Raw genomic sequence first — 18687 nt, forward strand, 5'->3', positions numbered from 1 at the left:
GCCGGTGGAATCGGTCGCGACCGGATCACCCGCCGTCGACCCCGACACGCGAGGGGAGCCGATCGACGTCGGCGAGCACCGCCGACGCCGTCTCCGGCCCGCCAGCACCCGGCCCGCTGTTGTGGAGCGTACCAGCGTGACGCGTCTCGAACTGAACGATGTTTCGCGTCCCGGTGACGGAGAGCGGACCGTGTTCGGGGACCAGCCTGGGTGCCACCCGAACGCCGTCTCGGCTGGCCTCGCCGATCAATCTGATCGTCTGGCCGTCGGCGGTCGCCAGGTCGAGCGCGCTCTGGGGGATAGCCTCGATTCCCTCGACCGTCGCATCCTCGAGCGAGAATCCACCGTCAGCGAGTACGTTCGCGACGATCACGCACTTCAACGCCGCGTCCGTTCCGTCGACGTCGAACGTCGGGTCCGCCTCGGCGACGCCCAGATCCTGGGCCTCGGCCAGGACGTGATCGTAGTCGAGCCCCTCTGCAGCCATCCGCGAGAGGACGAAGTTCGCCGTCCCGTTTAACACGCCGCGAACGGTCGACACCGCCTCCGGCGAGTAGGTCTCGATCGTGGAGAGGACGGGAATCGCGCCGCCGACGGTCGCCTCGAACCGGAGCGAGCCCTCGCTCTCTCGTTCGAAGTCGCGTAACTCGGCGTACCGTTCAGCGACGGGACCTTTGTTCGCGAGGACGGCGTGTCGGTCGGTTTCGAGCGCCCGACGTGCGTGCGTGAATCCCGGTTCGGCGTCATCGAGCGTCGTCGGCGTCGCTTCGATCAGGACGTCGTACGCCGACTCGAAGATCGCCTCGGGAACGGCCGAGCCGAGCGGTTCGTCGCGGTCGTATCGGGCGAAGGTGCGTGAGACGTCGATGCCCGAGTCGTCGACGGCCGCGTCAGACGAGTCGGTGATCGCGACGACGGAGTGACCGTATTCGCCGGCGAGTTCGGCGACCGATCGTCCGACCGCGCCCGCGCCGAGGATCGCCAGTCGTCGGCCGACGTTCGAATCGGACCGCATCAGGTGCGCACCCCCGACAGGGGTTCGATCACGTCGAGGCCGTGATCGGCGGCGACGGTTCCGACGACGTCGAACGCGTCCGCGAGTCGGCCGTCGGCAACCGCGATCGTGAGGCTGGCGCTCGCCGGACCGTCGGTGCTCGTCGGCGAGACCAGCGACGACTCGACGACCGACGCGTAGGAGAGTCCGTCGACGTCAGCCAGCACCGACGAGAGCGACGCTGCGAGTCGGTCACCGACGAGTACGACCGTCTCTTTTCGTTCGTACGCGTGTGTACCCGCCTGAGTGACGGTGACGTCAGCCTGGCGAAGCGCCTCGACGATGCGGTCGATTCGATCGAGCGGGCAGGCGAAGTCGATTTCGACCGGTATCGCGCCGCGGGGCGTCCGGTTGCCACGTTCGTGGTGGATCGACCGGAGGTTTCCCCCGTGGTCGGCGATCGGGGAGAGCGCGTCGACGAGCGCGCCCGGTTCGTCGTCCAGTTCGATCCGGATCGTCACGGCCGTTCGGGTTCCTCCATCGGCTCGAACGGCGTTCGGAGCCGGGCCGGTGTCGGTCTCGAGCGCCGGGTGTGAGAGTGGGTCCGCTGTGTGGTGAGAGCGGTCGGTCGTCGTACGATCGGCCTCGTCGTCGGTCGACCCACGTGTCGCGAGTCGATCGGGCGTCGGTTCGAGGTCGTCACTCATCTCGCTCACCACCGGCGACGGTTCGTCCACACCGTCCATAGCACCTCGCAAGCGACGTATTCGTAAAAGCTTGTAGTCCGTCTCAATTATGGCCGCCGTCGTCGACCGGACAGCGCCGGGCCGATGGACCGGTGTCGGGACGGGTGTCCGTCGGCTCTAGTGGTCTGGCCGGCGTCTACACGTCGAGACCCGATCAGAGGTGATCTTTTCCGGGGTTCGACGAGCCCCAGTCGCCGCGACCGCCTTCCGTGCGATCGATCCCCATGATCGATTCGGCCTGTTGCGGACCGCCGAGCTGTTCGTGCGCGTCTGGGACGCGGACGGTGACGTCGTCTATCTCCTCCCAGGAGAGTAACTCGGCCTCGATGTTACCCGTCGTCACGTCGCTCACCGTGCAGCCTCGACAGCCGCCGCCGAGTTCGATCACGACCTCGCCGGTGTCCGGATCGGCTTCCCTGACGGCGCTCGTGCCGCCGTGCATCTGGATGATCGGCATCTGCGTCGCGAGCCAGCGCTCGACACGCTCGCGAAGTGGGTCCGTCTGTTCGGACTCGGACGTGGTCATCGCGTAGAAGTACGCACCCTGGAAGGGAATACGTTGGGGTTCGACCGCCGGCGGAGCGATCGATCGTCGGGGTCGCGTCTCGCTCGTCGACGCGCGTCGTTACTCGAGCACCGACCTGTCGCCCGAACCACCCGTCAGGGCGCTCGCCAGCGCACCGTAGATAACGACGTCGTCGCCGAGAGTGGTGAGGCGGATGTCGGGGACGTTGGAGACCACGAGCGGCGCGAGGTGCTCTCGGATCGGATCGACGACGAGCGACGGGTTGTTGGTGGCGACCGCACCGCCGATCGTGACCACCATCGGCGCGGTCGCGTGGACGAGATTCGCCACGCCGGTGGCGTTCCACCGGCCGATCCGTTCGATCACGAGATCGGCGAGCGGGTCCGCGCCGGCGCGGTCGAAGACGTCGGCCGCGTCGAAGCCGGCCGCCTCGAGCGGGAGGTCCGTCTCGACCGACGGTTCTCGGTCGGCGAGGTAGCGGACGTACCGGGGGATCCCGGTGCCGGAGCAGTACGCCTCCCAGTGACCGTCACGGCCGCAGCCGCAGGTGAGACGGCCGTCCGGATCGACGACGGTGTGGCCGACCTCGCCGGCGTTTCCGTCCCAGCCCGAGAGGACGTGGCCGTCACAGCACAACCCGGCGCCGATCCCCGACGAGATCGTCAGGTAACACATATCGTCCGGATTCCGATCCGCGTGGAACCGCTCGCCGACGACGCCGACCGTCGCGTCGTTGTGCAGGGAGACCTCCGCCGTCTCGAACAGCTCGCCGACGGGACCGGTGAGCGGAATTCGGTCGATCGAATCAGGGAGGTTCGCCGGGTCAACGACGGCGCCTTCGGCGAGATCGAACGGACCGATCGAGGCGATCGACGCGGCGTCGATCCGGCCGGGAGCGATTCCGGCCTCGCCACAACCCGCTCTGAGCATCTCCAGGACGGCCTCGGTGACGTCGATCCCCCGCGGCCCTTGCGGCGTCGGTCGGCGAACGATGGCGATCGGTTCGCCCGAACGATCGCCGATCGCGACCCTGACGTTCGTCGCCCCGAGATCGACGCCCGCGACGTAGGTCATCACCGGGAATCGACGGTCGCCATCGACTTAACGACTGGACGTTTCCAGACGGGTATCGACACGTTCGCTCAGAACGATGGGCGCTGGAACCGTCGTCAGATGGTTCCAGGACGAAGTACGCCAAAAGCTATAGGGTCCTGTCGGTTCTCTAGTGGCCCGATGTCGGTGGGACACATTCGCGTGGGCGTGATCGACCGGCTCGTTTCGCTCCTCGGCGGAGACGACGGAGACGAGAGCGAGTCGGTCGAGAAACGAACAGCGCGCGACGGTGCGAACGAATCCCACCCGGACGGACTCATCGCCGTTGACGCCGACGGCCTGATCGCAGACGCCAACTCGCTCGCCGAAACCATCCTCGGCGCCGACGAGTCGATCGTCGGCGACCGGGTAGAACGCCACCTCCCGTCACCCGTTACGTCCCACGAACTTGAGTGTGTCATCGACGGCGAGCGACGACGATACGAACCGCACGTGCTTCCCGACCGGCGGGACGACTCGCGGTGGATACACCTGCGCGAAACGAGTCGGCGGAGTCTGCCCTACGGCGGATCGAGCGACGACGGGGTCGCCTCATCGAACGCGTTCGAGCAGTACGAGACCATCATGGACGTCGTGCCCGATCCGGTGTACGCGACAGACGAGACGGGAACGCTCACGTTCGTCAATCGGGCGTTCGAAGAGCAGTTCGGCATCGACCGAACCACCGTCGCCGAGTCGGACGTCCACTTTTCGGCGGTGACGACGGACGAAGGCGCCGAAACGATCACCGAGGCGCTCCGAACGCTCCACCGGGACGACGATTCGCCGTCCAGGACGACCATCGAGAGCGTCGCCGTCACCGAACGCGGTCGGACGCTCACCGTCGAGAACTCGCTCGCGCTCCAGCCCTCCGAAGGGTCGTTCACCGGCGCCGCGGGCGTCCTTCGCGACGTGACCGAGCGCCAGCGACGCGAGGAGATCCTCTCGGTGATGGATCGCGCGCTCAGACACAACCTCCGCACCAACGTCAACATCATCGCCGGCTACGCGGAGTCGCTGGAGGGGAAAGTCGACGACGAACACACCGACGCCCTGCGAACGATTCGCCGGTCGGCGAACTGGCTCGCAAAGCTCGGTGAGACGATCCGCACCTTAGAGCGCTCGATCGACGAGACCGGTGATTCCCACCGGGCAGTCGAGATCGAGCCGCTCGTCGAGGATACCGCACGGTGGGCGCGAACACAGTTTCCGGCCGCCGAAATCGACGTCTCCATCTCCGCGCGCGGCGAGATCGACGCCGGCGAACCGCTCGACATCGCGCTGCGAAACGTCGTCGAGAACGCGATCGTCCACAACGACGCCGACACGCCTTCGGTCGACATCTGGGTGACAGACTCGCCGCAGGATGGGTGGATCGACCTCTCCGTCGCCGACGACGGACCGGGCATCCCGACGGACGAGCGATCGATCATCCTCGGAACGGCCACGCCGACCCAACTCACCCACGGCAGCGGACTCGGCCTCTGGCTCTCGTCCTGGATCGTTCAGGTGTTCAACGGCGAGGTCGAGATCCAGAAGAACGCCCCAAAGGGGACGGTTGTCACCTTTAGACTCAGGCGGATGTTGCGCGAGTGACGTCGGCTACTCGGCTGGACGTCGCCCGGGCCGAGTCAGCGGTCGTCGGCCGGTCGAATCGGTGGACGTCGCTCGGGCCGAGTCAGCGGTCGTCGGCCGAACCGACGGTGATCGGGCCAGACAGGTTACTCCGTCGAGCGATCAGTCGGCGCGGCTTCCGAGCCGTCGATTCGCGCCAGAAACGTCCGGAGTTCGGCGACCGCCGCGTCGTTGGCGTCCCGAAACACGTAGTGGCCGGCGTGGGGGACGTGAACGAGTCTACCGTCGTCCAGTCGGTCGGCAACTCGCAGGTCTGGCACTCGCTCGTCGACGTCCAGGTCGCGTCGCAAGACGAGCGTCGGGCAGGTGATGTCGGGAAACGCCTCGCAGATCGGGTCGCACCCCTGTGCAAGGTTGGCGACGTTCGGCGAACACGCGTCGACCGCTTCGGCGAGGCGGCGGGCGTGACGGGTACCGAACGGCTCGTCCAGGTCGTCGGCCGCGATGCGTTCCTCGACGGACAACGCCTTCGACGCTGACAGTCGATCCAGGGCCGCGTCCCGCAACTCGGCTTCGGATACCGGCGGTTCGCTCCGGTAGTGAGACGGGTCGACGAGGATCAGTCCGCGTGGGACGGTCGGCCGCGAGGCAGCCGCCCACGCCACCGTCGCCGCCCCCATCGAGTGACCGAGGAGGATCGGATCGTCGAGCGAGAGCGCGTCGACGAGACCGAACAGGTCCGCCGTGCGCGTCTCGATATCGTAGCCGGTTTCGGGCGCGTCCGATCGGCCGTGACCGCGCGCGTCGAAGGCGACGACGTCGAACGAATCGGAGAGCGTCGATCCGAGCGGAAGCCAGCGCCGCCCGTCGTCGAACATCCCGTGGGCCATGACGATCGGCGGTCCGTCACCGGATCGGTAGTACCGAACTTCGATCCCGTTTGCGTCGACAGTTCCGGTCGTCCACCCGTCGGGGAGCGCCATGGCTGTCACCTGTCGCCTGTTATGTATATATTCGGGTGATCTTCGAACCCCCCGATTTCAGCCGGCGTCGATCCGCTCGCGCAACCGCCGGACGTCCGGTTCGAATCCGTTCAGACCGTACTCGGAGACCAACGCGGTGACGACGGCGAGGCGCTCGCGAGCGGCGTCCGGATCGTCCCGGGCCAGGTCGAGTCGACACTGCGCGAGCATCGTCTCACAGCGATCGACGGTCGCCCCACACGTTCGCTGGATCTCGAACGCGGTCGAGAGTTCCTGTTCGGCCCGTTCGAGGGCTCCGACGTCGACGCACGTCACGCCGAAGATCGATCGGGCGCGGGCGTCGAGCAGTCGCTCGTCGGTGTTCGCGGCGGCCGTCGCGGCATCGGCGGCGAGTTCGTGGGCCTCGTCTATGGCGCCGGCGTCGCGAACGTCGCAGACGAGTTCGAGCGTATATCGAGTGACGTCGACGTCGTTCGCCCCGTCTGCCGCGAGTTCCCGAGCCGTTTCGTGGTGGGTTCTCGCGGTTTCTGGCTCGCCGGCGGATCGGTAGACGCGCCCGAGTGCGTCGTGAGCGGCGGCGATGCGGTCGTCGTTTCCGAGCTCCCGTGCGATCGAAAGTGACCGTTCGGCGTCCGCCCGAGCGCGGTCGCCGCGTCCGGCGAGTTCGTTAATCCGCGCGCTGGTGGCGTAGGCGAGCGTTTTCCCGTCGACGCCGTCGAGTTCGTCGAACGTGGCGATCGCTTCCCGACAGCGCGCATCCGCGAGGTCGAGCCGACCCCGCTTCGCGTGGACCTGCGCGACGTTGACTCGGGCTTTCGCGATGCGCTCTTCCCGACCGATCTGCCGGCCGGCTTCGATCGCGGCCTCGTACTCCTCGACCGAGCGAGAGAGGTTGCCCTGCGCGCGATAGAGCAACGCCTGGTTGATCAGCGAGTCCGGCATCGTCTCTTTGAACCCGTGCTCGCGCTGGAGCGAAAGCGCCCGTTCGTTCGCGCAGATCGCCGATTCGAGGTCGCCGCCGTGACGGTAGACGAGCGAGAGGTTCGTCAGCGACTTCGCGCCGTAGTTGGCTTCCTCGAGGCGTTCGAACGTGGCGGCGGCGTTCGCGAGGCGCGTTTCTGCGCGCTCGAACAATCCGGTCTTCCCGTCTAACGTCCCGAGATCGTGAGTGGCGAGACCGCAGAGAAGCGGGTCGCGAGCGGCCTCTGCGACGGCGAGTTGTTCCTCGAACGCGGTCCGTGCCCCGTCGAGGTCGCCCGTCTGTAATAGCCCCCAGCCCCGAACGCGGTAGAGGCGGCAGCGATCGGCCGCGGGGACCCGTTCGGCCACCAGTCGGAGTCCGGCTTCGACGACGTCGAGCCCGTCCGCGACGGTGCCCTGTTTGATCCGTATCTCCGCCAGGCGGTGGTGAGCGCGGGCGGCGACGGCGGGATCTAACGCACGCTCACACGCGAGTTCGAAGTCCCGGCAGGCCAGTTCGGCCTCGCCGCGGACGAACCGCACGGTCCCGAGTTCGAGGCGAAGCGCGGTCGCCCGGTCGGACTCACCGAGACGCTCGGCCAGTTCGATCGCCCGCTCGTACGACTCGATGGCAGCCTCGCCGGCGTACGTCGCCCGGGCCCGTTCGGCCGCGCGTTCGTAGTGAGAGATCGCCCGACTCAGTTGTCCGGCCGCCGCACACTGGTCGGCGATCGTCGACGGCGGTGCGTTCGTCTCGATGAGACTCTCGGCTGCCAGTTCGTGGACGGTTTGACGGCGGTCGTCGTCGAGTCCGGAGAGGATCGTCTCTCTGACGAGGCCGCTCGCGAATTGGACGGAACCAGTTCCCGGCTCGCCCGTCCAGTCGAAGAGGCGAGCGTCGACGAGCAGCGCGAGGTAGTCGCGGAGGATCGACTCCGGAAGCGAGACGGCCGAGGCGAGCACGTCGTAGGGAACCGTTCGCCCGACGACCGAGGCGATTTCGACGATCTCCACCCCCGTCTCGTCGAGCGATTCGACGCGCCGCTCGACGGCCCGTTCGGGACCGCCCGGCAGGTCGAGCCCCTCGGTCGTCCGGGGGTACAGACCGCGCCCGGGATCGATCTCGTCGGCGGCGAGCATGCCAGTTACCGCCTCCTCGACGATGAGCGGATTCCCGGCGGTCGACTCCTGGACGAGGTCGACGAACGCGGAGGGGACGTCTGGATCGTCGACCAGACGGCGGACGAACGCCGCCGTCGTCTCCCAGTCGAACGGCGCGACGTGCAGTTCGGATACTCGAGTCGACGAGACGAGACGGGATCGAACGGTCGCGAGGGCGCTTCCGTCGTCGATCGGGCGAAACGCGCCGATCAACAAGATCGGATAGACCCAGGCTGCACACTCGTCGGCCAGGCGCTCGAACAGCGAGAGCGTCGAGCGGTCCGCCCACTGCAGGTCGTCGACGAACAGGACCGTCGGCTGGGAGGTCGATCGGTCGCACACCGCCGTCGAGACGTCGCCTAAAAGTGCGCTTCGGCGGGCCGAAAGCGGCACATCTTCGTCGATACCGGCGGCCGACGCGTCGGCCAACGGATCGAGAACCGCGGCGTCGAACGCGCTCTCGATCGCCCGACGGAGCGGGCCGTAGGGTTCGTCGCTCCCGCGTTGACAGGCCGCTCGACCGATAACCATCCCCGAGTCGGACGCGTGGTCGACGAGCCGATCGAGCAGCGCCGACTTACCGACGCCGGCGTCGCCGGTCACCAGTACCGTCCGTCCACCACGCGCGTCGATCGACTCGAGCGCCTCGACCAGCTCGGACAGTTCCCTGGCGCGGTCGACGAACTGCGCGCCCGGCGCGTGCGATTCGCTCGGACCGATCGACTTGGTGGCCAGTTTCGCGAGTACCGATCCGAGCGGTGAGTCGGGCTCGGCGTCGGCGACCGCCCACAGCGGTCGATCAGCGTTGACGATCGATTCCCCGTCGACGGTTTCGAAGAGCCGTCGCCTGCGGTCTTCGGCCCGCGCGCGGCCCTCGTCGGTCAACGAGTAGACGCTCCGCTCGACACCGTCTTCGGTCGCCCGAACCGTCACGCCGAGGAGCCCTCGCTCGACGAGCGACGTGGCGGACTCGAAAACGTCGAGTCGACCGCGGACGTCGTCCGAGGCGATCCCGATGCCGGCTGCGATGCCGGTCGGGGTGCGTTCGACGAGGTCGCCGCGATCGTCACCGGACGGCGTCTGTTCGAGCAGGTGGAGACAGACGAGATCGTCCAGTGAAAGATCCATGACCCTCCAATGTGGCCAATCGATAATGAAATTGTCCACCGACGACCGATATGATCCGGCGTCTCACCGGCCGCCAGGTGAGAAAACCGCGATCGGACCGGCGACGTACGTGCATCGGTCGTCGTGTTCGACGCGGTCGAGCGGTCGAGTTCGGCCCGGTACTATGACCTCGGGGATCGTAGAAGCCGTATGACCGGCGCAGATGGCGAACCGATCGACAACGAGCTGACCGAACCGGACCGAGAAGCGCTGCACGAAGTAGAACTCGGGTTCGAGTGGCTCCTCAGGGCGCAGGGAGAACTCATCGAGTTTCACCACGCGACCGGACACGGGATGGATCACCTGGACGTCGCGGAGTCGAAACTGAGAGAGGCCGGCCACGTCGAACTCGCCGACGAACTCCGAACCTCGGTGTTGCCCCACGGCGTCGTCGACGGCGATCGGTGGTCGTACGACGTATTGGAGGACTTTCAGAATACGGTCCTGACGGAGGTAAACGAGTTCGAAGCGCGCGTGCGCACCGAACTGGCCGACGGGCACCGACACGTCGCCGAGCGCCACCAGGAGCGCGTGTGGAAGGACCGAGCCGAGGAGTGAGCCACAACCCTGATCGGGTCCGACGAGTATTGTGATCGGGTCAGGCGAGCATCGTGATCAGGATCGCCGCGTGTCGATTCGCGATCGATGGCTACGCCGAGTCGGGGTCGTCTATCACACGCCGGACCGGACGAACGTCACCGGACAGGGTGCAGAGAGTAGGACGCGCTGGGCCGTCGAACCGAAGACGACCTTTCCGGTCGGCGTCCGACGGCGACCCCCGACGATCACGCGATCGGCCTCGATCTCCGAAGCGAGCGAGATGAGCGCGCGACCGCGGTCGCCGACGACGCCACTAACCTCGTGGGAAAGTCCCGCCCCGTCGAGCGCCGTCGACAGCGCCTCGACCGCCTCGTGGCGAGTCGCGACGTCGTCCGGCGTGATCGTCTCCTCGTCGAGCGCCCCGGTCGCGAGTCGGCTGCGCACCTCGTCGAATTCGGAGGGAGAAACGACGTGAGCCAGGACGACCGTCGCATCGGCCGGTCCGGCCACCTCGATGGCGGCGTCGGCGAGCGCATCAGTTCGGTCGAGATCGCCCGGACCGACGGCGAGGAGGATCGTCTCGAGCGTCATACCCGGAATCCACCCTCGGCGAAGAAAAAGGGACTGGGCGGATCGGAGTACGCCCGTTCGACGGGCGATTCGCGAATCACACCCTCAGAGCTAACCGGTCGGGAACGGTACGGCCGGTATGAACGACCTGACCGACCGAACCGTGCTCGTCACGGGGAGCGCCCGCGGCCTGGGTCGGGCGCTCGCGCTTTCGATGGCCGAACGCGAGGCGGCCGTCGCCGTCCACTACCACACGAGCGCCGAGACGGCGACCGGCGTCGCCGAAACGGCCCGCGACAGCGGCGCATCGGCCGTGACGACGGTCCAGGCCGACGTGACCGATCCCGAGAGCGTCGACGGGCTGTTCGCCACCGTCGAGGACGAACTGGGACCGGTCGACAGCCTGATCAACAACGTCGGGGACTTCGCCCCCGTCCACTGGGATGAGATGGAGTTCGGCACCTGGCAACGCGTGATGGACACCAACCTGACGGCGACATACCTCTGTGCGAAGCGTGCCCTTCCATCGATGCGCGAGCGGGAATTCGGCCGGATCGTCAACGTCGGCTACGCCTCGGCGGAGAAGGGGCTGGTCGACCCCGTGAACTTCCCGTACTTCGCGGCCAAAGCGGGCGTCATCATGTTCACCCGAATGCTCGCCGCGGACACCCAGGACGACGGGATCACCGTCAACGCCGTCTCGCCGTACGTAGTGGAAAACTCGGACGAGTTTCCCGATGACCTTCCCCGCGACCGACCGGCCAGCTTCGAGGACGTCGCCCGACCCGTCCTGTTCTTCCTCGATCCGGAGAACGAGTACGTAAGCGGCGAGAACGTCGAGGTGGACGGCGGGTGGCTTCCCGAAGACGTTTGAAGGACCGCGAGGCATCGAGTGAAACGAGATGCCTCGGGTTGGAGAGCGGGGAACGGAGTGACCCGCGACCGGCGAGGCAGACCGAAGGGAGGCCTCGATCTGAACCGCGAGGCCGGAAGTTTCGGAAAATCGGAAACGGATCCCAAAGACTCGTTGATACCCCCGGCGAATTCCCGAGTGCGGGATGGGTATTGGGGCACGCCATCTCGGTCAACGAGGGTCGACCCGTCGACGGCGGGCCGATCCGCACTCGTTTTTCAGCGATCCAGACGAAGAAACTGAGGTGTGGCCTCAACCGTCGGCGGGCGGGTCGACCGACTCTATGAGGTCGCGATAGAGCGCACGCTCGCGGTCGGCGACGGCCTCGACGGCCTCGCTCGCCTCCGCGAGCGCCGACTCGAACGCGACGGACTCCGGCGAGTCGAGTTCGCTCGCCGATTTGAGCGTCGCCCCGATGGCGTTCCAGTCGTCGGCTATCGCGTGGGTTCGATCGGCGAGCCCCGGGTCGAGTTCCGGATGGTCGGCCGTCGCCCGATCGAGAAAGCGAGCGTACAGCCGTCGGAAGGTGGCGCCGCCGGTGCCGCGGCGCTCGACGTTCTGGTAGGCGAATCGAACCGTCCACTGCGGATCCGGGAGGGCCGTCCACGTCGGGAGATCGGCCGCGAACCGACGAATGCCGTCGAGGCCGTGAGCCCCGGGCCCGAGCGGTCGATCGACCGACTCGGGATCGAGCATGTAGCGGGCCGTCGTCGCGATCGCTCGCCGAGTGGCGTCGGCGAGCGAAACGGTCGGTTCCGCATCGGTCACGACGAGGTGGCGGTGAGACAGGTCGAAGACGGCGTCGGATGCCATCGCCTCGCGCAACTGTGAGAGCGGGATTCGCTGGAGCGACTCGAACTCGCTGTCCGAGAGGACGGCCGTCTCACCATCGACGCCGACGACCAGCAGCGTATGTGGCGCGAAGTGGGTCCCCGTGTCGAAGTAATCGAGGTGGAAGATGTCCGTGTAGACCATCACTGGGTCGCCCGCGGCGGTTCGGTCCCGAAGTCTCGCTTCGACCGCTTCCCACGGCTCGTCGCGGTGGAGGTCGTGGGCGATCCCGCGGTTGTCGAAGTGGGCGTCCTCGATCCACAGCGGTCGCCCGAAGAACCCGCGGTGGGGGCTCTCCGGGAGCTCGAAGTAGGTGAAGCCGAGCCCGGAAGCGAGACCGAAGCTCGTCGGTTCGTCGACCGGCCAGCCGAAGTGCGCGCCGAGGTTGCGAAGCGACGTGGATCCGCAGTGGTCGCCCGTGGCGTGCTCGTAACCCGAAAGACCCGTCATGGCCGTCCGTCGGCCCCGAGCGCCGATAACGATTCTGAAACGAGTGGAACGGCGTCACGGCACGGACTGATCACTCAACGTACGAGTGATCGACCAGGAGGTCGTCGCCGACGCCCGGTTCGCCGTAGACGTCACAGTAACCGGGCTCGTATTCCATCAGTTGGAACAAGATCCCTCCCGTCGAACGCGGCGAGAGGAAGGCTTCCCGGTACTTCTCGTGGTCTGCACGATCGACGACGCGGACGTCGTGGCTGTCGAGGTGAGAGACGACGTCGTCGATGGAGGCGACCTCGAACGTTATGTGGTGGAGGCCCGGGCCGTTTCGCTCTAAGAACTCGGTGAGAAACGTGTCGTCCGCGGTCGGCTCGATCAGTTCGATGCGACTCAGGTCGCCGAGTTCGTACTGGACCCAGCGAAAGCCGTCCGCCGGTTCGTCGGCGATCAGATCGCCGCCGAGCAGTTTCAAGACCGTCGCGACCGTCTCGCGGTCGTCTACCGCGATGCCGACGTGATCGACGCGGACGCGAAGATCCAGATCGGGTTCGCTCTCGAACATGATCGGTGCAACGAATTCGATCGCGAAGAAACTAGCCACGCGAACGAGCGTAACCGACATTCATAGTGGTGGCGCCCGACGGACCGACATGGACGACGTATCGCCCGAACGCGAAGCGGAGATTCGCGACGACGCCTACTGTTCGCTGCTCGGCATCGAACTGGTCGCTATCGGCTCCGGGACGGCCACGACGGAACTCGAGGTTACCGACGACCACCTGAACTTTCACGGGATCCCCCACGGCGGGGCGATCAACTCGCTCGCCGACGCCGCCTTCGCCGCCGCATCGAACGCGGACGGTGACGACGCGTTCGCCCTGGAGACGAACGTTTCCTACCTCGAGGCGGTCGACGTCGGGACGACGCTCACGGCGACGGCCGAGCGGACTCACGAAACCAGGGCTACCGGCGAGTACGAGGTCGTCGTGACGGCCGAAGGCGATAGGGTAGCCACGTTCCGCGGGCGCGTCTACCGACCCTGAGAACTCGGAAGACCCAGCCAGTCGCCGGGTGTTACCGGTGATCGAACACGCGTTTTACCTTCCCGGTCTCGTGGCGCTCGATCGCGCCGTAGGGAACGACGTTGAGTTCGTCCACGGTGACGTTGAGCACGTCGTTGAGTCGATCTTCGATCAGCTCACGAAGCGCCTCCTGGCTCAGATCGGCGTCCGCGTGGCGTTCGACGGTGATCTCCATCGTGTCGAGCGAGCCATCGCGATAGAGATCGATGCGGTAGTGTGGCGCGACGTCTTCGATGTCGATCATAACTTCCTCGACGCTGCTCGCGTAAACGTTGACCCCGCGGACGATGAGGAGGTCGTCGACCCGGCCGCTGATGTTGTCCATCCGTACGGCGGTTCGTCCACAATCGCAGGTCTCTCTGGTGAGACTGGTGACGTCGCCGGTGCGGTAGCGCAAGACAGGCAACGCCTCCTTGGTGAGCGAGGTTAACACGAGTTCACCCCGTTCACCGTCGGGCAATGGCTCACCCGTGTCGGGATCGACGATCTCGGGATAGAAGTGGTCCTCCCAGACGTGCATTCCGTCCTGGGCCTCCGCGCACTCGATCGAGACGCCGGGCCCGATGAGTTCCGAGAGGCCGTAGATGTCGATCGCGGTCACGTCGAGTGCGGCTTCGATCTCTTCGCGCATCGGATCGGTGAACGGCTCCGCGCCGATGACGACGGTCGACAGCGGTAGGTCGCGAATGTCGAGTCCCCGTTCTTCGGCCGCCTCTGCCAGGTACAGACAGTACGACGGCGTACAGCCGATCGCGTCGACGCCCAAATCTTCGAGCATCTCGAGCTGGCGTGCCGTGTTCCCGCCGCCGGTCGGAACGACGGTCGCGCCGAGTTCCTCGACGCCGTCGTGAAAGCCCAGTCCGCCGGTGAACAGGCCGTATCCGTACGCGTTCTGGAAGGTATCTGCGGGATCGACGCCGGCGGCCGCGAGCGAGCGGGCCATGACGTCTTTCCAGACCTGGAGGTCGCTCTCGGTGTAGGCGACGAGTTTCTGCTTGCCTGTCGTTCCGGAGGAGGCCTGAATCCGCCTGAGGTCTTCGTTCGGAACGGCGAACAGTCCGTCGGGATACTGGTTTTTGAAATGTTCCTTCCGCGTGAACGGAAGTGACGTGACGTCGTCGATCGAGTCGATGTCGTCGGGGGAGACGCCCGCAGCGTCGAGTCGGTCCCGGTAGAAGTCGACGGAATCGTAGGCGTGCCGGACCGTCTCTTGCAATCGTTCGGTCTGTAGCGCTTCCAGTTCGTCTCGTGGCGTGGTTTCGATGTCGTGGTACATAGTCTGTGATCGGCTCGCGTTAGTTCGGTCGTCGACCCGGCATCGTCCCTCGATTCCCGGATCGGTTGTCGTTCGATTCGATGCGACGTGCGTGGCCAAAGTGGTATCGGGCGACACAGTCTCGGGCGACGGCCACGACACGTTCTTGCAACAGCACCGCCGCGCTTGTCCCATCGCGTCGGCCTCCGAGCCTGTGCGTACTCCCGGTCATGTCGTAATCCCCAGGTAGGTGTCGAGGACGTCTTCGTCGTCTTCGAGCGCCCGAGAGCGCCCGTTCCAGACGATCTCACCCTGGTTGAGGACGTAGTTTCGATCGGCCAGTTCGAGGGCGACGTGGACGTTCTGCTCGACGAGCATAACCGTGATTCCCCGCTCGTTCAGGTCCCGGATCGCGTCGACGACGTCCTGGACGATGTACGGTGCGAGTCCCTCGGTCGGTTCGTCGAGCAAGATGAGATCGGCGCCGCTCACGAGGGCCCGTCCGATCGTGAGCATCTGCTGTTCGCCACCTGAAAGCGACGAACCTGCGTTGTTCGTCCGATCGGCGAGGTTTTCGAACGTGTCGAGGACCTCCCCGATCGAGAGCCCGTCGCGGTCCGACGCGCCGCCGTAAGCGGCGAGTTCGAGGTTCTCGCGAACGGTCAGATCGGGGAAGATCCGACGTTCCTCCGGAACGAGCGAGATCCCTCGTTTCGCCGTATCGACTGCGTCCAGGTGACCGATCGGCTCGCCGTGGTAGGTGATCGTTCCCGCGGTCGGTTCGACGATGCCCATGATCGATCGCAGCGTCGTCGTCTTGCCGGCGCCGTTGCGCCCGACGAGCGAGACGACTTCTCCCTCGTTTACGTGCAGGGAGACGTCTCGGAGGATTTGCGTCTCGCCGTAGCCCGCATCGACGTGCTCGAGTTCGAGCACCGGCCCGGTCGTCATTCGACCATCCCCCCGAGATAGGCGTCCTGAACGGCCTCGTCGGCGGCGATCGTGTCCGGTTCACCGTCGGCGATGACGGCACCCTGATGTAATACCGTGATGCGGTCAGAGAGTTCCATGACGAGTTCGATGTCGTGTTCGATGAGTAACAGCGTCTGGTCGGCGAGCACCTCCTGGATGAGGTCGATCGTCGCGTCGGTCTCCTCGATGCTCATCCCCGCTGTTGGTTCGTCGAACAGCACGACCTTCGGATCGGTCGCAAGCACCATGCCGATCTCGAGACGGCGTTTACCGCCGTAATCGAGGGACGCCGCCTCCTCGTGAGCCAGCGAGGAGAGTCCAACCCGTTCGAGCACGTCGTCCGTGCGGTCGTTGATCGCGTCGTACCGATCGGTCGGTTTGAACAGCGATTCGAAGAAGCCGTACTCGTCGCGGTGGGCCGACTGGGCCGCGACGCGGACGTTTTCGCGAACGTCGAGCTCTCCGAAGATGTTCAGAATCTGGAACGATCGGCCCATGCCGCGTCGGACCCGTTCTTGCGGCGGGAGGTCGGTGATGTCCTCGCCGTCGAATCGGACCGAGCCAGCGCTCACCGGCAGTGCTCCAGATAGCAAGTTGAAGAGCGTCGTCTTGCCGGCCCCGTTCGGTCCGATGATGCTTCGAAATTCGCCCGGGCGAACCGAGAGGTCCACGCCGTCGACGGCGGTGAACGCGCCGAATCGTTTGGTGAGACCGTCGGTTTCCAGGATCCCCTCTGCGTCCGATTCGGGTTCGTGGTGGGTTGCGTTCACGGTCATCAATCACCGTCACCTCGCTGAAGGTCGGCCGGCGCGTCCGTTCCCGGTTTGGGGCCACCGCGATTCGTCAAGTACGGTGTGAGCTTCTCGGGCAGAGAGACGAGCCCTCGCGGGAGGAAGATCACGAACAGGATGAACGTGATCCCGAGAACGAGCCGCCACCGTTCGGTGTAATCCATGAAGAGTTCCTCGAGGCCGTAAAAGGCAAACGCGCCGATAATCGGTCCGTACAGGGTCCCCATACCGCCGAGGAGGACCATGACGATCACTTCGCCCGACTTCAACCACTCGGCGGCGTCGGGGAAGACGGCCCCCGAATTGAGGACGTACAGCGAACCCGCGAGCGTCGCGAAGGTTCCGCTGACGACGAACGCCCGTCGTTTGTAGACCGTCGGGTTGTAACCGAGGAATCGGGCGCGCTCTTCGTTCTCCCGGATCGCCATCAACACGCTCCCGAACGGCGATTGGAGCATGCGACGCGTAACGAGGAACGTGATGACGAGCGCCGCGAGAACGATGTAGAAGAACAATTCGGTTCCCGCCACCGATATCGGACCGACAAAGATGCCGACATCGCTCAGCTCGATCCCGACGCCACCGATGCCGTAATAGGTGGAAAATCCGAACAGGCCCTCGGAGCCGCCGGTAATCTCGCGACCGACCCAGCCGTCTAAGTGGTAGAGCATATCGTAATACAGCTCCGCAAACGCGAGGGTGATCATCGCGAAATACACGCCGTGAACTCGTATCGACAGGTAGCCGACGATCCACGCGATGATCGCACCGACGAGCAGTGCCACGGCGACGGCAACAAACGCCGATCCGGTCACGTTAATTAACACGATCGCCGCAACGTACGCACCGAGTCCCCAGAAGAGGGCGTGACCCAGTGAAACGAGACCGGTGTAGCCCATGACGAAGTCCAGCGCGAGTGCAAACAGTCCCCAGATTAGCATCCTGACCAGCAAGGTGACGTAGTACGTCGAGTACAACCACCCGGCCCCGAGCGGGGCAAGCGCCAACAACCCGACCATCGCAACGCCGAGTTTGAGTCGGGTCCCGTCTTCGAGTAATCCTCCACGGGTTCCCGTGAGGAGGTCACCACCCCCCTCCTCGAATTCCGTGCCGAAGAGTCCCCGCGGACGGACCAATAAGATGCCGATCATCAGGAGAAAGAGGACCATCGATTCGATCGCAGGGAAGTACGGCACGAGAATCGACTCCTGGAGAATCCCCACGAGTAGTCCGCCGACAGCCGCTCCTTTGAAGCTACCGAGTCCACCGAGGACGACGATGATGAACGCCGGGATGATGATACTCATCCCCATATCCGGATTGACGCCCGTTCGACCACTCAGGATGATGCCGGCGATCGCCGCGAGCGCCGCGCCGAGTCCGAACACCAGCGAGTAATACCGATCGATACCGATTCCCAGGTTCTTCACCATCTGTCGGTCCTGGGCACCGGCCCGAATGATGAGCCCGAATCGCGTGTGTTCGAGCAGCGCCCAGACGGCCAGAGCGATCGCGGATCCAACGATGATGATGAAGAAGGGGTACACGCTGAAATTGGCCCCGGCGATGGTAACGTGTCCGCTGATCAGGTCCGGTCGAGAGATCGGTGGTCGCGTCCCGGTTCCCCAGAACAGGTAGATCAAGTCGTTGATGACGATGACGAATCCGAACGTCAGCAGGATGTGATACAGCGGGTTGCGTCCGTACAGCGGCTGGACGGCGTATCGCTCCATACCCACCCCGATGATCCCGACGATGATCGGAGCGACGACGAGCGCGGCGATGAACGCCATACCGCCGCCGAAGATCGAACCGGTCGCGGCCATCACCGAGACGGCGAAAAAGGCACCGAGTGCGAACAGCTCGCCGTGGGCGAAATTGATCACGTGCATCACGCCGAAGATCACGGAGAGGCCGGCGGCGAGCAACACGTACACCAATCCGACGGTCAATCCGTCCAGCAGTTGCTGAAAGCCGCCGAGTAGAAGCGGTGCGAGTTCGAGCGTGACGGGAGTGATATCGAGCCAGCCGACTGATCCGCCGGCGAGCAACTGATGTGAACTGTCGACTACCATCGTCGCGGTG

At 65.6% G+C, this 18687-nt stretch carries 17 protein-coding genes; 4 read left to right on the plus strand and 13 right to left on the minus strand.

What is annotated here, in order from left to right:
* Positions 1–25 precede the first annotated feature (25 nt).
* The 4 genes from NKH31_RS03985 to NKH31_RS04000 all read right to left on the minus strand — a co-directional run bounded on the left by NKH31_RS03985 (position 26) and on the right by NKH31_RS04000 (position 3340).
* Positions 26–1015 (minus strand): homoserine dehydrogenase, encoded by a 990-nt coding sequence (locus NKH31_RS03985; protein ID WP_254863848.1) that lies wholly within the window; start codon positions 1013–1015, stop codon positions 26–28.
* Positions 1015–1740 carry an ACT domain-containing protein gene (locus NKH31_RS03990; RefSeq protein ID WP_254863849.1) on the minus strand — a complete coding sequence of 242 codons (726 nt, stop codon included), beginning with the start codon at positions 1738–1740 and terminating at the stop codon, positions 1015–1017. Before NKH31_RS03990 ends, NKH31_RS03985 begins: the two co-directional genes overlap by 1 nt.
* A 154-nt stretch (positions 1741–1894) precedes the next feature.
* Entirely contained in the window at positions 1895–2266 is a 372-nt protein-coding gene (locus tag NKH31_RS03995; RefSeq protein ID WP_254863850.1) for a NifU family protein, read from the minus strand.
* Between the two features lie 99 nt (positions 2267–2365).
* Entirely contained in the window at positions 2366–3340 is a 975-nt protein-coding gene (locus NKH31_RS04000) for an ROK family protein (protein ID WP_254863851.1), read from the minus strand.
* Between the two features lie 159 nt (positions 3341–3499).
* Here NKH31_RS04000 and NKH31_RS04005 point away from each other — a divergent pair, with 159 nt between their 5' ends.
* Positions 3500–4954 carry a PAS domain S-box protein gene (locus NKH31_RS04005; protein ID WP_254863852.1) on the plus strand — a complete coding sequence of 485 codons (1455 nt, stop codon included), beginning with the start codon at positions 3500–3502 and terminating at the stop codon, positions 4952–4954.
* 125 nt (positions 4955–5079) lie between these two features.
* Here NKH31_RS04005 and NKH31_RS04010 read toward each other — a convergent pair whose 3' ends face one another.
* Positions 5080–5916 (minus strand): alpha/beta fold hydrolase, encoded by an 837-nt coding sequence (locus NKH31_RS04010; RefSeq protein ID WP_254863853.1) that lies wholly within the window; start codon positions 5914–5916, stop codon positions 5080–5082.
* 57 nt (positions 5917–5973) lie between these two features.
* Positions 5974–9165, minus strand: coding sequence for an ATP-binding protein (locus NKH31_RS04015; RefSeq protein WP_254863854.1), 3192 nt, complete (start codon positions 9163–9165; stop codon positions 5974–5976).
* A gap of 189 nt (positions 9166–9354) precedes the next feature.
* On the opposite strand from NKH31_RS04015, the gene NKH31_RS04020 reads away from it, so the two are divergent.
* The gene (locus NKH31_RS04020) at positions 9355–9762 is read left to right on the plus strand and encodes a hypothetical protein (RefSeq protein ID WP_254863855.1); all 408 of its coding nucleotides are present in this window, start codon (positions 9355–9357) and stop codon (positions 9760–9762) included.
* A gap of 114 nt (positions 9763–9876) precedes the next feature.
* Here the strand turns inward: NKH31_RS04020 and NKH31_RS04025 are convergent, their stop codons facing one another.
* On the minus strand, positions 9877–10335 hold the full coding sequence (locus NKH31_RS04025; protein WP_254863856.1) for a universal stress protein: 459 nt from the start codon (positions 10333–10335) through the stop codon (positions 9877–9879).
* A 118-nt stretch (positions 10336–10453) separates the two neighbouring features.
* Between NKH31_RS04025 and NKH31_RS04030 the strand changes: the two genes are divergently transcribed.
* A complete protein-coding gene (locus NKH31_RS04030; protein WP_254863857.1) occupies positions 10454–11188 on the plus strand; it encodes an SDR family NAD(P)-dependent oxidoreductase in 735 nt (244 codons plus the stop codon).
* Positions 11189–11479: 291 nt separating this feature from the next.
* On the opposite strand, the gene NKH31_RS04035 is transcribed toward NKH31_RS04030, so the two are convergent.
* The gene (locus NKH31_RS04035) at positions 11480–12508 is read right to left on the minus strand and encodes a BtrH N-terminal domain-containing protein (RefSeq protein ID WP_254863858.1); all 1029 of its coding nucleotides are present in this window, start codon (positions 12506–12508) and stop codon (positions 11480–11482) included.
* A 70-nt stretch (positions 12509–12578) separates the two neighbouring features.
* Positions 12579–13124, minus strand: coding sequence for a VOC family protein (locus NKH31_RS04040; protein WP_254863859.1), 546 nt, complete (start codon positions 13122–13124; stop codon positions 12579–12581).
* 28 nt (positions 13125–13152) lie between these two features.
* On the opposite strand from NKH31_RS04040, the gene NKH31_RS04045 reads away from it, so the two are divergent.
* A complete protein-coding gene (locus NKH31_RS04045; protein ID WP_254863860.1) occupies positions 13153–13545 on the plus strand; it encodes a PaaI family thioesterase in 393 nt (130 codons plus the stop codon).
* A 31-nt stretch (positions 13546–13576) separates the two neighbouring features.
* On the opposite strand, the gene paaK is transcribed toward NKH31_RS04045, so the two are convergent.
* The 4 genes from paaK to NKH31_RS04065 form a co-directional block, all read right to left on the minus strand.
* Complete coding sequence (gene paaK, locus NKH31_RS04050) at positions 13577–14860, minus strand: phenylacetate--CoA ligase PaaK (RefSeq protein WP_254863861.1); 1284 nt, start codon at positions 14858–14860, stop codon at positions 13577–13579.
* A gap of 207 nt (positions 14861–15067) precedes the next feature.
* Positions 15068–15790 carry an ABC transporter ATP-binding protein gene (locus tag NKH31_RS04055; protein ID WP_254863862.1) on the minus strand — a complete coding sequence of 241 codons (723 nt, stop codon included), beginning with the start codon at positions 15788–15790 and terminating at the stop codon, positions 15068–15070.
* Positions 15787–16587 (minus strand): ABC transporter ATP-binding protein, encoded by an 801-nt coding sequence (locus tag NKH31_RS04060; protein ID WP_254863863.1) that lies wholly within the window; start codon positions 16585–16587, stop codon positions 15787–15789. The genes NKH31_RS04055 and NKH31_RS04060 overlap by 4 nt, the downstream gene beginning before the upstream one ends.
* The gene (locus NKH31_RS04065) at positions 16587–18677 is read right to left on the minus strand and encodes an ABC transporter permease (RefSeq protein ID WP_254863864.1); all 2091 of its coding nucleotides are present in this window, start codon (positions 18675–18677) and stop codon (positions 16587–16589) included. Before NKH31_RS04065 ends, NKH31_RS04060 begins: the two co-directional genes overlap by 1 nt.
* Positions 18678–18687: the final 10 nt, after the last annotated feature.

This window comes from Halovivax gelatinilyticus, from assembly GCF_024300625.1.
GTDB classification, from domain to species: Archaea; Halobacteriota; Halobacteria; order Halobacteriales; family Natrialbaceae; genus Halovivax; species Halovivax gelatinilyticus.

Bases quoted from the DNA above. Each gene is read 5' to 3' on its own strand.
- NKH31_RS04020 (WP_254863855.1), top strand. From the start codon at position 9,355: ATGACCGGCGCAGATGGCGAACCGATCGACAACGAGCTGACCGAACCG.
- NKH31_RS04045 (WP_254863860.1), top strand. From the start codon at position 13,153: ATGGACGACGTATCGCCCGAACGCGAAGCGGAGATTCGCGACGACGCC.
- NKH31_RS04005 (WP_254863852.1), top strand. From the start codon at position 3,500: ATGTCGGTGGGACACATTCGCGTGGGCGTGATCGACCGGCTCGTTTCG.
- NKH31_RS04060 (WP_254863863.1), bottom strand. From the start codon at position 16,587: ATGACCGTGAACGCAACCCACCACGAACCCGAATCGGACGCAGAGGGG.
- NKH31_RS04025 (WP_254863856.1), bottom strand. From the start codon at position 10,335: ATGACGCTCGAGACGATCCTCCTCGCCGTCGGTCCGGGCGATCTCGAC.
- NKH31_RS03990 (WP_254863849.1), bottom strand. From the start codon at position 1,740: ATGGACGGTGTGGACGAACCGTCGCCGGTGGTGAGCGAGATGAGTGAC.
- paaK (WP_254863861.1), bottom strand. From the start codon at position 14,860: ATGTACCACGACATCGAAACCACGCCACGAGACGAACTGGAAGCGCTA.
- NKH31_RS04035 (WP_254863858.1), bottom strand. From the start codon at position 12,508: ATGACGGGTCTTTCGGGTTACGAGCACGCCACGGGCGACCACTGCGGA.
- NKH31_RS04030 (WP_254863857.1), top strand. From the start codon at position 10,454: ATGAACGACCTGACCGACCGAACCGTGCTCGTCACGGGGAGCGCCCGC.
- NKH31_RS04015 (WP_254863854.1), bottom strand. From the start codon at position 9,165: ATGGATCTTTCACTGGACGATCTCGTCTGTCTCCACCTGCTCGAACAG.
- NKH31_RS04065 (WP_254863864.1), bottom strand. From the start codon at position 18,677: ATGGTAGTCGACAGTTCACATCAGTTGCTCGCCGGCGGATCAGTCGGC.
- NKH31_RS04010 (WP_254863853.1), bottom strand. From the start codon at position 5,916: ATGGCGCTCCCCGACGGGTGGACGACCGGAACTGTCGACGCAAACGGG.
- NKH31_RS03985 (WP_254863848.1), bottom strand. From the start codon at position 1,015: ATGCGGTCCGATTCGAACGTCGGCCGACGACTGGCGATCCTCGGCGCG.
- NKH31_RS04040 (WP_254863859.1), bottom strand. From the start codon at position 13,124: ATGTCGGTTACGCTCGTTCGCGTGGCTAGTTTCTTCGCGATCGAATTC.
- NKH31_RS03995 (WP_254863850.1), bottom strand. From the start codon at position 2,266: ATGACCACGTCCGAGTCCGAACAGACGGACCCACTTCGCGAGCGTGTC.
- NKH31_RS04000 (WP_254863851.1), bottom strand. From the start codon at position 3,340: ATGACCTACGTCGCGGGCGTCGATCTCGGGGCGACGAACGTCAGGGTC.
- NKH31_RS04055 (WP_254863862.1), bottom strand. From the start codon at position 15,790: ATGACGACCGGGCCGGTGCTCGAACTCGAGCACGTCGATGCGGGCTAC.